This is a genomic window from Acinetobacter sp. NigerLNRRAM0016 (genome assembly GCF_054112845.1).
The window spans coordinates 1-12,958 of record NZ_JBSYVT010000060.1 but is presented as its reverse complement, the minus strand read 5'-3'; the positions used below and the strand labels follow the sequence as shown (position 1 = coordinate 12,958).

General features: G+C 41.6%; 13 protein-coding genes and 1 pseudogene. 6 read left to right on the top strand and 8 right to left on the bottom strand.

What is annotated here, in order from left to right; genetic code table 11:
- Window positions 1–284: 284 nt before the first annotated feature.
- Both ACWQ4X_RS18775 and ACWQ4X_RS18770 read right to left on the bottom strand, forming a co-directional pair.
- Window positions 285–623, bottom strand: coding sequence for an FKBP-type peptidyl-prolyl cis-trans isomerase (locus ACWQ4X_RS18775; protein WP_100241389.1), 339 nt, complete (start codon window positions 621–623; stop codon window positions 285–287).
- Between the two features lie 28 nt (window positions 624–651).
- On the bottom strand, window positions 652–1,182 hold the full coding sequence (locus tag ACWQ4X_RS18770) for a YaeQ family protein (RefSeq protein WP_457904591.1): 531 nt from the start codon (window positions 1,180–1,182) through the stop codon (window positions 652–654).
- A gap of 122 nt (window positions 1,183–1,304) precedes the next feature.
- Between ACWQ4X_RS18770 and dctA the strand changes: the two are divergent.
- Window positions 1,305–2,582, top strand: a pseudogene (gene dctA, locus ACWQ4X_RS18765) (C4-dicarboxylate transporter DctA); the annotation flags it as partial.
- On the opposite strand, the gene ACWQ4X_RS18760 reads toward dctA, so the two are convergent.
- From ACWQ4X_RS18760 to ACWQ4X_RS18740, 5 genes are all read right to left on the bottom strand, one after another.
- Window positions 2,579–3,574, bottom strand: coding sequence for a CobW family GTP-binding protein (locus ACWQ4X_RS18760; protein ID WP_457904590.1), 996 nt, complete (start codon window positions 3,572–3,574; stop codon window positions 2,579–2,581). The pseudogene dctA and the gene ACWQ4X_RS18760 sit on opposite strands and share 4 nt — an antisense overlap.
- A gap of 140 nt (window positions 3,575–3,714) precedes the next feature.
- On the bottom strand, window positions 3,715–4,401 hold the full coding sequence (locus ACWQ4X_RS18755) for a GntR family transcriptional regulator (protein WP_457904589.1): 687 nt from the start codon (window positions 4,399–4,401) through the stop codon (window positions 3,715–3,717).
- 257 nt (window positions 4,402–4,658) lie between these two features.
- Window positions 4,659–6,491: an allophanate hydrolase gene (gene atzF / locus ACWQ4X_RS18750; protein ID WP_457904588.1), complete on the bottom strand. Its 1,833-nt coding sequence runs from the start codon at window positions 6,489–6,491 to the stop codon at window positions 4,659–4,661.
- Window positions 6,492–6,813: 322 nt separating this feature from the next.
- Complete coding sequence (locus ACWQ4X_RS18745; RefSeq protein ID WP_457904587.1) at window positions 6,814–7,977, bottom strand: OmpP1/FadL family transporter; 1,164 nt, start codon at window positions 7,975–7,977, stop codon at window positions 6,814–6,816.
- A 210-nt stretch (window positions 7,978–8,187) separates the two neighbouring features.
- The gene (locus tag ACWQ4X_RS18740) at window positions 8,188–8,352 is read right to left on the bottom strand and encodes a hypothetical protein (protein WP_457904586.1); all 165 of its coding nucleotides are present in this window, start codon (window positions 8,350–8,352) and stop codon (window positions 8,188–8,190) included.
- A gap of 647 nt (window positions 8,353–8,999) precedes the next feature.
- On the opposite strand from ACWQ4X_RS18740, the gene ACWQ4X_RS18735 reads away from it, so the two are divergent.
- From ACWQ4X_RS18735 to trpC, 5 genes are all read left to right on the top strand, one after another.
- A complete protein-coding gene (locus ACWQ4X_RS18735; protein WP_457904585.1) occupies window positions 9,000–9,584 on the top strand; it encodes an NAD(P)H-dependent oxidoreductase in 585 nt (194 codons plus the stop codon).
- A gap of 9 nt (window positions 9,585–9,593) precedes the next feature.
- Window positions 9,594–9,917 (top strand): putative quinol monooxygenase, encoded by a 324-nt coding sequence (locus ACWQ4X_RS18730; protein WP_457904584.1) that lies wholly within the window; start codon window positions 9,594–9,596, stop codon window positions 9,915–9,917.
- Window positions 9,918–10,104: 187 nt separating this feature from the next.
- The gene (locus tag ACWQ4X_RS18725) at window positions 10,105–10,689 is read left to right on the top strand and encodes an anthranilate synthase component II (protein WP_100241397.1); all 585 of its coding nucleotides are present in this window, start codon (window positions 10,105–10,107) and stop codon (window positions 10,687–10,689) included.
- The gene (gene trpD / locus ACWQ4X_RS18720; protein WP_457904583.1) at window positions 10,690–11,736 is read left to right on the top strand and encodes an anthranilate phosphoribosyltransferase; all 1,047 of its coding nucleotides are present in this window, start codon (window positions 10,690–10,692) and stop codon (window positions 11,734–11,736) included. It abuts the gene before it with no gap.
- 15 nt (window positions 11,737–11,751) lie between these two features.
- Window positions 11,752–12,558: an indole-3-glycerol phosphate synthase TrpC gene (gene trpC / locus ACWQ4X_RS18715; protein WP_457904582.1), complete on the top strand. Its 807-nt coding sequence runs from the start codon at window positions 11,752–11,754 to the stop codon at window positions 12,556–12,558.
- Between the two features lie 61 nt (window positions 12,559–12,619).
- Here the strand turns inward: trpC and ACWQ4X_RS18710 are convergent, their stop codons facing one another.
- On the bottom strand, window positions 12,620–12,862 hold the full coding sequence (locus ACWQ4X_RS18710) for a DUF2798 domain-containing protein (protein WP_100241400.1): 243 nt from the start codon (window positions 12,860–12,862) through the stop codon (window positions 12,620–12,622).
- Between the last annotated feature and the right edge of the window lie 96 nt (window positions 12,863–12,958).

Below are 12,958 nucleotides of genomic sequence, written 5' to 3'. Positions count from 1 at the left end.
GTATTAATATTTTTTTGATGAACGTAATAAGACTCGGGGACTGGTTCATACAGTGCCCAACTGGATTGCTGAAGCAGCAAGCATAAGCAGGTTAGCCCATATAAAATAAAATGTAGGATCGTATAGGGCTTGAGTATTGTTATATTCAAGTCGCGTTTTTTCCTTATGCGCGAATTTGATCTTAATATAAAGTTTAATACACTAAAAATACGTTGATTCTCAGTAATGGGTTAACCTTAGCATGCTTTTTCCTCAACATGCTAAGGTTTATTTTTCATATAATCTTAATCACGTGTTTTCACATCATATAACTCAATTTCAAAAATGAGATTGGAGTTTGCAGGGATAATATTACCCATTTTGCGTTCACCATAGGCCAAATGTGCAGGCACGATCAACTTTCGTTTGCCACCCACTTTCATGCCCATAATGCCTTGATCCCAACCCTTAATCACACGGCCCGTTCCAATGACACATTCAAAATAATTGCCACGATCCAGTGAAGAATCAAATTTTGTGCCATCTTCTAACCAGCCAGTGTAATGTGTGGTGATTAAAGCGCCTTTAACGGCTTCTTTGCCTTCACCCACGACTAAATCAATAATCTGTAATTCGTTTGACATCTTGATAACTCCTCAAATCTGTTTGTCTTTACTGTAACTGAATCCACTCAATTTGAGCTTGTGCCTGATCACCAATCAGTGTCCATTCCCCATCCATTACATTCAATTGTAATTGCATGGTGCGCTCACACAGTTGCTGAATTGCTTCGGTGGTTGCTGGTGTTAATTGCCACACCTCAACATTGCTCAAGGTCTTTAACTTGCTGTTACGCTTATACCATTCTTCTACTGCTGTGCCATAGGCAACCACAGCAACCGACTTACAACGTGCGCTGGCTTTTTTGACTTTATCTTCGTCAGGGCAGCCCATTTCAATCCAGCGTACCAACTGACCCGTTAAATCTTTTTCCCACAATGCAGGTTCGTCGGTTTCAAATAGGTCTTTGGTAAATTCCAACTGTTCACTGGCATAACGAGCAAATGCCAAAATACGTACCATTAATCGTTCAATGGTTTCCGATGGATGCAAAGCCATCGTCAGTTGATAATCCCCATATTGGTGACTATCCATGTTGGCAATATTCAAATCTGCCTTATAAATTGTTGCTTTTAGCGCCATGAAATGTTCCTCAAATTTGGCGACTAGGATACTCGATTTTGATTGACTTGGGACAGCTTGGCAGAGTTTTTGCTTTTTCAGTGCTGACACTAGAATAAAAGATGCAACTCATGTGGTAAAACCTTAAACATAACCTTTTCCTACAAGTGGTCTTGGCACTGATGATCGGCATTGCACTCGGTCTTAGTTTCCATGATTTTTCACTCAATTTGAAACCTTTAGGTGATGGTTTTATTTCTCTGATTAAAATGCTGATTGCCCCAATTGTCTTCTGCGTGGTGGTGCTTGGAATTTATGGTGCACAAGACATCAAAAAAATGGGCAAAGTGGGTGCAAAAACCATTTTGTATTTTGAAATCGTCACCAGTATTGCTTTGGTTTTCGGAATTGCCGTCGCCTATATTTTCAAACCAGATGCAGGTATGAATATTGACCTGAACGCACTGGATGCCAAAGATTTAGCCGTCTATACCGAACGTGCAGAACATTTGAGCTCAAGCAGCGATTTTATTTTAAACATTATTCCTAAAACCATTTTTGCAGCATTTAATAACGGAGATATTTTACAAGTACTGCTGATTGCCATTATTTTTGGGATCAGTATGCTGCTGATTCCCAAAAAGTTTGCAGAAATTGTCCGCCAAGCATTAGAAGCGTTTTCTGAAGTCTTCTTTAAAATGATGGGTCTCATCATTCGTTTGGCACCACTCGGCGTCTTGGGTTCAGTCGCCTATACCACGGCAAAATTTGGACTCAGTTCCTTCGCTCAGCTTGGCTATTTGGTGCTCCTGTTTTATGTCACCTGCATTACTTTTGTGATTCTGCTCTTAGGCAGTATTTTAAGAATGACAGGTTTAAATATTTTCAAGTTTTTAAATTACTTTAAAGCTGAGCTGTCTATTGTTTTAGGCACTGCCTCATCCGATTCCGTGCTTCCTCGGGTCATGCAAAAACTAAAAAAATTAGGCATTAAAGATTCAACTGTAGGACTGGTCATTCCGACAGATTATTCATTTAACCTTGATGGTTTTTCCATTTATCTCACTTTGGCTGTTATTTTTATTGCCCAAGCCTGCAATATCGACCTATCCATGACCGACTTACTCAGTATTTTATTGGTCTCTTTGGTCACATCAAAAGGTGCACACGGTATTCCTGGTTCTGCCTTGGTCATTCTAGCCGCAACCTTATCGGTCATTCCTGCACTGCCTGCCATTGGTTTGGTGCTATTACTTTCAGTCGACTGGTTTATTGGGATTATGCGTGCCTGCACCAATTTGATCGGTAACTGTGTCGCAACGGTGGTGATTGCACATTGGGAACATGATATTGACCATGCCAAGGCACAATCAGTACTGAATCAACCCCAACCAATTACTGAAACGGCACAAGACGCTTAAATACGACACGCCAATAATTGTGCTTCAAACAACGCCCAATCCCGTTCTTGAGGCACAATAATTTCAATCCGATTGTCGACATTCTCAGGTGCAGACTGATAATTGAATTGTTTCGGATTGAAATTAAAACTTTTCCAGCCTTGGTTGGTATTGAAAATCCCTTTAATTCTGAGCCAGTCCTGTTGCTCGCAGAGTAAGTCAAGCAAATCATAGAAATCAAATTGCCAACGTTTTGAAAACTTCCATCCTGCAACACTATAGCCCTGTGCAGTTTCGACATAATGATAAGGGAGCTGCTTAATTTCAGGCAGAACAGAATCGCTGCTGTACTGTTTCTGAATCTGGATTAAGGGCTGAATTCTACGCTGTATCCCTTGGTAAGGCAGATCAATTTGTGCCAGTTGCAGTTGCCCTAAAGCAGGTCTTAACCATGTCTGGGCATAGGCCTGATATTCCTGCTGCAATTGCTGCAACGCCTGCTCATCGACCGCTTGCATTTTTTCTGTATGGGAAATCACCACAATTTGTGCTGCTTTTAGCTGATCGGCATACAGATTTTGCTTCACCCATTCTTGCTCATGTAAACGAGAACCATCGACCACGGTGACTAGCGCACGCATCTGAATTTGGCTTTGCCAATGTGGTTCCGTCAGTTGTTCTAACAGTTGGGCTGGATGCCCTAGGCCAGTCGGTTCAATGAATAAACGATCAGGTTTGGCTTCAGACATTAAACGTGACAAGGCAATTTGCATGGGTAATTGGCTGCTACAACACAGACAGCCGCCCAACAGTTCTTTGACTGCATAGCCATCCGTTTGCGGCAACAGATTTTGGTCGACCCCTATTTGACCAAACTCATTCATCAGCACTGCCCACACTTCATCTTCGGGCTTTTGTGCCAATAAACTGTTTAATAACGTGGTTTTTCCTGCACCAAGAAATCCAGAAATAATGTGGGTGGGTACGGATTTTTGTGGGGGCAACAATTTCAAGATGAAGATGCTCGCAAGCCAAATGAAAGATGAAGTTTAATGTAATAGTATAACAAAATCTTCAGTTGCATAGCAGGTGCTTATTGCCGCAAGCATTGAAATGACTTCTTCAGTTTTAGAGCTTACGTTTCTCAAGCACCTTAAACAAACTGACTCGGATCCAACATATGCAAGGTAATTTTTTTCACCTCATCGCGACTTTGCCGAATATGAGTTTCAATGGCTGTCATTGCTTGATTCGTTTGCCGATTAAAAATCAGTTTTAAGATATGTTGATGTTCCTGATAAGTCGCTTCAATACGATATTGTTTGGAAAAATCCAAACGGCGAATAATTCGTATTTTTTCACTCAAGTCGCGATGAATCCGAGCCATCTCATGATTCCCTGCCGCGCGAACCAAGGCACAGTGAAAATCTTCATCCAGTTGTGAAAGTTGTTTGAGGTCCTTCAGATAGTCTTGCGGTTCTATCATCCAAATTGCTTTTAGTTTTTGCAATTCGCTGAATTGCTCACAGCCCTGTTGCGTCAGCGTATTAATCGCATCCTTTTCCAACACAATCCGCACATCATACAGTTCTTCATAATAGCGAAAGTTTAGTGGTCGGACTTGCCAACCACTACGGAAACTCACTTCGACATAGCCCTCTTGTTGCAAACGATACAAGGCTTGCCGAATCGGGGTTCGACTGACTTCATAAGCATGCGCAACTTCTGACTCGGTAAAACGCTCGCCGGGCATGAGTTTGAAATCAAAGATGGCGTTTTTAATGCGTTGATACACCAGCGCAGATAAATTGTCTGCGCTTTTACTTGTCGCACTTTTCATTTCGTCTTCCCAATCCTTTTACAACTAAGCCCTAAGCCTGCATTCCACTCAGTAGATGATTGTTTTAGCTTTCTAATACGCTGATCTACATCATTTACTTTCAGGGAATACTGCAAATTTTATGCAAAGTTCATCCCAGTAAATTCCATTTAGATCAGCACAATGTTCGAAACATTCAAATGAAGGTTATGCTCCACTTCATCTTCATGAGTGTATTCATGTGCTTGATCCAAACTGATCGTTTTCGGGACTTGAAATCAATCTGTTGCTTGCAACTGTTGTGAATTTCTATGCTGTATATAGGCACGCCATCCACCAAAGTGACTAATATTTTCAGCATCGACTAAACCATACGGCTCACAGATGAAACCTTTCACCCAGCGACCATCACTCAGTTGGATATTCCCCATGCCCAGTGGTGTTGGAATTTCAGCAACGAACTCACCAAAACGCGCAGTTGGAATATCCCAAAGTTCCACAATAATTTCATGCCCTTCAGCTTGACGCGCCAAAGCAGGTTTAGGCGGAATGGTGCCATTCAGTGCATATAAGGTGTAATTCGCCGAAGTTTTCGTGGTTTCCACATGCACCGCTTGACGTGTGGTAAGTTGGAAATTCAGCGGCATTCCAGTCAAATGTGCGCCCACCACTGCTAGACGAATATGCTGTGCAGATGGCTCGGACACAGAAGATCCATTTTCAGGATACGCACGTCCTGTTGCCCCTAAAGGTAATTGCAGATGAGCTTGCCATTTTCGACCAAAATCTGCCAATGCACGGTCATGCCATGCAGGTGCAATCAGGCTAATACCAAACGGCAAACCATCCTCGCGAAAACCTGCGGGTAATGCCAAAGCACTCAAGTCAGCCAAATTGGTAAAGTTGGTGTAGGTACCAAAATGTGAGTTGTACTGAATTGGCTCCTGCTGCATTTCAGCAAGCGTATGAATCGTTGGAGAAGTGGGCACAACCAAGGCATCAAATTCAGACAATAGCACTTGAATTTGTCGTGCCAAATCATTTTTGAGATATTCGGCTTTATAAGCATCGAGTGCCGTATAGTTTTTACCTTGTTGAACAATTTCTAAAACGGTTTGATCAAATGCTTCTGGTACTTGTTCCAATAATGCTTCAACGGCCACAGTTCGCTCAGCGACCCAAGACCCTTGATAGAGTTGAGCCGCCAATTGTTCAAAAATGGTAAAGTCAATTTCAGTCAAAGTGACATTCATTTGCTTTAACTGCGCAACCGCATGCTGAAAGGCTTGCTCGGCTTGCACATCACCAAAGAATTGCAAGCTTTTGGGAATCGCAAAATTCAACGCTGAAGAGAGTTTTGCGGGTGCTGTTTTTGGATTATGACGTGAATAGCTATCCCGTACATCGAAATGTTCCAATACCTCTGCCACAACTTCAGCATCTGCAACAGTTAGTGCAAACACAGAAATACAGTCAATACTTTTTACCGCGGGTAACAAGCCAGAGTTTGAAAAACGACCTTTGGTTGGCTTTAAACCGACAATATTATTAAAGGCAGCAGGCACACGACCCGACCCTGCGGTATCCGTGCCTAATGCAAATGGAACCAATCCTCGCGCAACCACACTGGCAGAACCTGAACTTGAACCCCCACTGACATATTCAGGGTTAAAACTATTCACGACTGCGCCATAAGGTGAACGGGTTCCCACCAAGCCAGTCGCAAATTGATCAAGATTGGTTTTTCCGACCACAATCGCCCCTGCCTGTTTGAGCAAACGTACAGTTTCAGCATCTTTCGTCACAATCTCATTTAAGACTTTGCATCCCGCTGTGGTTGCGAAACCAGCAACATCAATATTATCTTTTACTGCAAAAGGAAGACCATAAAGTGGAAACTGTTCAAAGCGCGCTTTGCTTTCTGCTGTTCGTTGTTGCAGCTCTGCGATTTGTTCCTGAAGGTGCTCGACCGTCGCAATTGCAATCCATGCTGTATCTTGCTGCTCAAATTCTTGTACCCAAGAGATTAAATCGGACAATTGAATTTGTTGGGTTTTATAGGCATTTTGCCATTCTGCAATGGTCCAACCGAGAGTTTGAAGTCTGCTCACTTTATGCATCCTATCTTGTATACAAGTTGAGATTGTTAAAGCGATTTTTATGCCAACTCAATTTTCTAAATGAAAAACATAGGCTTAAATAAAAATACTGTACTACTGATGAGCAATCGATTGCAAAGTTGCCTTGATTTAGCTCAATAAAACTCGAGGATGCCCTAAAGTTGCTGTACTTTGGATCATGAAAAAATTGAGGAATATTTGAAAAACGCGCAGACAGAAAAATCTTGAAAGAAAATTGAGAAGATAATAAAAAATTCCCTTCCCCCATTTTCAGGGAGAAGGAAGGACCTAAACTGGTAAAAATACGTAAAAATTATTTTGATTTATAAGAGAGTTTCATGCCCACGATATAGCCATTGTTGTCTTTAAAGTCACCAACAATTGTGCCATCAGAGATTTCACCTTTCACATCGCCAAACCACATGTAGCGACCACCCAAGCTAAATGCTACATTTTCATTAATGTTATATTTCGCGGCTAAACCCACACCCCAATATCCCTCAACAGGACCTAAAGTTGGTGCTGGTGCACCTGCACCTGAGTCCCATAAACCTGAAACAGACATTGCCAGTTTTGGAGATAAACGCTTACCAATACCAAGTTCAACTGCGGTTTGGTCATCATGATAAGTTAAAAGTGGTAAACCTTTACCATTAGCAGCACCCAGTGCAGCAGTCACTGCTTTTAATTGTGGTGGATAGTAAGCAAAATCACCCCATGGTACCCAACGTACTTTTGCAAATAATGCTGTCGTCGGATTTAAGCCTGTTTGTAAGTTTAAATTCACAGATTCAGGAGTAGTAATCGTGCCTGAGTTTTCAAATGAACCTAACCCAGGGATATATTCTTGAATTGTAGTTTTATGATCAATTTCAGAACGATAAGTCAACGATGCCAGAATACCCAGTTCTGGCTTGGCATAGCTCATACCCGCAACCCAACCCACAGCGATATCATCAAAACTATTATTATAGCCACTAGATGTCCGATATGTTTCTCCACGTAAATGGACATCCGCCTGAAGTTCTTGTAATGCTGGACCACCATAAATCATGAAATTTTTATTCAGGTTATAGCCCAATAAAGTAGTGAGATTTTTAGATTTCACCTCAACACGCGTATGTGCATCTGCACCTTCCATATCTTTGGCAATAAAGTTATTGTCACCTTCAAACTTAACTTTCGCACCATATGGTTCATCATAAATCACCCCCAAACGTAGGCTCGGGCTTAGATCTGTTTTCACTACATAACCAAGTGTTTGGAAATCTTCTGCCATATCAGAAATATGATTTCCGCTGGTATCTGTACCCTGTACATCAGGAGAAATATGCGTATAGCTCACTTCTGCATAGGTGCCAGATTCAAATAAGGCATCAATTTGCTGTGGTGAACGCTCTAAACCCGCAGCAAAAGTTTGACCTGCAAATACAGAAAGTATTGCAATGCTAAGGTACTTTTTCTTATTGAACTTCATCTCGTCTCTAGTCCTTTAGTTAGGTTTTAAATCAGCAACTGTCTTTCGGTCCAGTGAAAAACACCTACTCATTTAGGATTAAATGGAATATTTAATCTCGATGGCTACCCGTCAGGGCAATTCATTTTTTTAGCTGCTTGTATTTGCGCAGTCGTTTTGAATGCTTAAGCTGTCATTCAGAAAATAACACTCATTATTTTGATGCTCGGTTCAATCCAATGCGCTCAAGGAAACAAGGCTAAATTCAAAATTAAGAGCGTTCTGCTCAGCTTGGCTGTGTAGAGCCGAAGAAATGACAAGATGCTCATGCTCACAGCGCTTAACAATTAAGCATTGCTTTTGCATCGCAATTCTTTCTTTATTATCAACCATCATGGTTACACATCCTTTTTAGCTACAACTCCTTGCAATCCCGCAAGAACCAAATATCTATGTTATTTTCGAATCTGATATTTACTATCTTTAAGCATTCGATTTCACATCGATATCTTCAACAAGTTGAATATTTCCAAGAAAACCATAGTCGTCCCTAATTATGGGTCTCTTAAAAATATTACTTAGGAATTCCACTCATTCACTGAGATGTCTTCCGTTCCTGAAGAGTAGCAGCCTTAAAAGATGGAACAACCATGCAAAAGAATGGTTGCCGAATGGTTTTGGAGAAAAAAAAAGCTAAAAATTGGGATATCGCTGCATTAATCAGCTAGAAAGAATGGGCTCGGTTTTCTCTACACAGGAATAATCTTTGAATATTGAAGCCTAGACTCGAAAATGAGATTGCTCAATCTATTGATCCTCATTGTGATTTTCATCGCCCAATTACTTCATGTTTATGACCTTATCCGCGGCGATCATAAGACTGAAATACGCTTTTCAGAATGTCCATTCTAAGACCATCATGCAATTCTGAAACCCAATTGTTGATTTTTAGTCAAAAATATTTTGCAGATTCATCGATTTTTCCAAGCAAATGACTTCCCTATACTCTCGCCCAATTCAAGCGATTCTATTAAGGTCATACCATGCAAAACATTCTGATCGTCAACGGCGCAAAACAATTCGCACATTCAAAGGGTGAACTGAACAATACCTTAACTGATTTTGCCCAAACCCATTTAAACCAACTGGGATGCAATGTGCGTATTACACGCACCGACAGCGAATACGACATTCAACAGGAAATTGCCAACTACGTTTGGGCGGATGTCATTATTTATCAAATGCCTGGTTGGTGGATGGGTGCCCCGTGGACTATGAAAAAGTATATGGATGATGTCTTCACCATTGGACATGGCACCTTATACGCCAATGATGGTCGTTCACGCAGTGATGCCAGCAAAAAATATGGCTCAGGTGGTTTAATTCACGATAAAAAATACATGTTATCGCTGACTTGGAATGCCCCTATTGAAGCATTTGAAGATCAGGAGCAGTTCTTTGAAGGTGTGGGTGTGGATGGGGTCTATTTACCATTCCATAAAGCCAATCAATTTTTGGGCATGCAAGGTTTAGACACGTTTATAGTGAATGACGTGATTAAAGAGCCCAATGTCCCGCAATATTTAGACGCTTATCGTGCACATTTAGATACGCTTTTTGCTGCATAGGACTTCATCATGCTGACAGTGATTGCAGAAATTCAAATTCATGAAGGTGCTGAACATTTTGAAACGGTGCTGAAGGCTTTTCAAAAGGTCACGCCTTTGGTGTTACAGGAGTCAGGCTGTTTTGGCTATGAACTGTATATTGATCAAGACAGTAACGCTAGTTTCCAGTACAAGTCTTGTAATTCAATTATTATGTTTGAAAAGTGGCAATCTTTAGCCCATTTGGAACAGCATATGCAGACCGCACATATGCAAGATTTTCAGCACAAAACCAAAGATGCCGTTAAGGATACCAAAATTAGAATCATGCAATTGGGTTTGCCGCACATTTAATCCTGTCCTAGTTAGATGATTGTGCATGAAATTATCACAAATCCTGTAAAAACTGCTAAAGTAGCCTACGCATAGCAGGCTTTTTTATGCTTACTTTAAAATCGCATGTCCAAGAGCATGGGCAACATCAAGAGTATAAAAAAATTCCTAGCTATAACTTTATGCAACTCAAGAGGTTACATCTGAAATGCTTCTCATGATCGACAATTATGACTCTTTTACTTACAACATCGTCCAGTATTTTGGCGAGTTGAACCAAGAAGTGAAAGTCGTCCGTAATGATGCCGTGACTTTGGAGGACATTGAACGATGGCAACCGAAGTATTTGGTCATTGGTCCAGGGCCTTGCTCTCCGTCTGAAGCGGGTATTTCAATTCCTGCCATTCAGCACTTCGCAGGAAAAATTCCGTTGTTGGGCGTGTGTTTAGGTCATCAAAGTATTGGACAAGCCTTTGGCGGCAAAATTGTACGTGCCAAAACCGTCATGCATGGTCGTTTGTCGGACATGTATCACAGTGACAAAGGTATCTTTAGCAATCTACCTTCCCCGTTTTCTGCAACCCGCTATCACTCTTTGGTGATTGATCAAGCGAGCTTGCCAGATTGCCTAGAAGTGACTTGCTGGACCCAAGAGGCAGATGGCTCTATGGAAGAAATTATGGGCGTTAAACATAAGACACTCCCTGTAGAAGGTGTGCAGTTCCACCCTGAATCCATTCTGAGCCAACACGGACACCAAATCTTCAAAAACTTTTTAGAGATTTATGCATAAATGAATATTCAACAAGCTTTAAATCATATTACCAAGAACATTCACCTGACCCAGCCGCAAATGGAAGAGGTCATGCGTACCATCATGAGTGGCGAAGCGACCGATGCACAGATTGGTGCGCTCATGATGGGATTGCGCTTAAAAGGCGAAAGTATTGATGAAATTACAGCGGCTGCACGCGTGATGCGTGAGTTTGCTACAAAAATTGATGTCAGCGATGTTCCCAACCTGATTGATATTGTCGGTACGGGTGGTGATGGACAAAACCTCTTTAACGTTTCAACCGCTTCAGCCTTTGTGATTGCTGCGGCTGGCGCCACCATTGCCAAACATGGTAACCGTGGGGTATCGACCAAATCAGGTTCATCCGACTTGTTAGAAAAAGCCGGGATTCATCTTGATTTGAACATGCAACAAACTGAGCGTTGTATTCGTGAAGTCGGTGTCGGTTTCCTGTTTGCCCCGAATCATCATAAAGCCATGAAATATGCAGTAGGTCCACGTAAGGAACTCGGCATTCGCAGCATCTTCAACTTACTCGGCCCGCTTACGAATCCGGCTGGCGTAAAACGTTTGGTGATTGGCGTATTCTCGAATGAATTGTGCCGCCCGATTGCAGAAGTCATGAAGCAACTTGGCGCTGAACACGTGATGGTGGTGCATTCTAAAGATGGACTGGATGAAATCAGCCTTGCATCCTCGACTTATGTTGCAGAACTGAAAGATGGTGAAGTGACTGAATGGATCATTAATCCTGAAGATGTCGATATTGAATCGCAAACGCTAACAGGTTTAATCATTGAAGATTCTGCGGAAAGTTTGGCCCTGATTAAAGATGCATTGGGTCGCAAAAAATCTGATCGTGGAGCCAAAGCAGCCGACATGATTGCCTTAAATGCAGGCGCAGGCATTTATGTGTCTGGTTTAGCCAACAGCTATAAACAAGGCGTAGCATTAGCACATGACATTATCTACGGTGGGCAGGCTTTAGAAAAAATGAGTGTGCTGTCTGAATTTACCAAAACACTCAAACAATACGAAGCTTAAGGAAAGGATGCCCCCATGGTTGATATCGCAAATACAATTTTAGGTAAAATTGTTGATCGTAAACATGAAGAATTAGCAGCTCGCCTGAAGCAACGCAGCCTGCATGATGTAGAGCAATGGGCACAAGCAGCAACACCTGTGCGTGGTTTTGCTCAAGCACTGATGAAGAAGCGCCCAGGCGTGATTGCTGAAATTAAAAAAGCATCACCTTCAAAAGGGATTATTCGTGAAAACTTTAATCCTGCTGAAATCGCAGCACAATATGAACAAGCTGGTGCTGCTTGCTTGTCAGTATTGACCGATGTCGATTTTTTCCAAGGTGCAGATGAAAATATTCAAATTGCACGTACGCACTGCGCTTTGCCTGCATTACGTAAGGACTTTCTTGTCGACCCTTATAATGTCATTGAAGCACGTGCCTTGCATGCCGACTGCATTCTGCTGATTGTAGCGTGCTTATCTGATCAACAACTCGAAGAAATGTCAAAAACCGCATTCGAGCATAATCTGGATGTATTGGTTGAAGTACATGATGAGGAAGAACTTGAACGTGCGCTGCAACTTTCTGAACGTTGTTTATTGGGTGTAAACAACCGCAATCTTAAAACCTTTGATGTGGACTTAAACACCTCTATTCGTTTAAAGCAATTGCTGGATACTTCTCGTTTACTGATTACCGAAAGTGGCATTGCGACCCCAGAAGATGTGCGTATGATGCAAGAACATGATATTCACAGCTTCCTTGTCGGTGAAAGTTTCATGAAGCAACCCCGCCCTGATCATGCCTTCACTGCATTATTTGGTCAGCCTGTAGAAGTTTAAGCCTTTACCGCATCAGGGCAAACTTTTGCCCTGATGATTGCTCTTGTTCAAAATGAGAAGCTCATGACTTTTCTGGAACATGAACAATCAACATTAACAGTCGTCTGACCAGTGGAATAAAAATTAAAATAAGTGGATAAGCCACCAACCAAGACATCGCCCAAGTTGCCAACCACTTCTCGACAAAACCTTGCATTAACCCTCTATTCATAAAAAGATTAAAACAGGACAGTGAGCCACTCATCAGCCCTGATAAAAATAAAGGCATCAACCAAGACATATGTTTCACGTGAATTTTTAACATAAAATTCAAAAACCTTTTATACAAGAACAATCAAACTGAGATTCGGAGAACGGACTTTGGAATGTACTTAAAGCTTTTTAAGCACTTGAATAAACT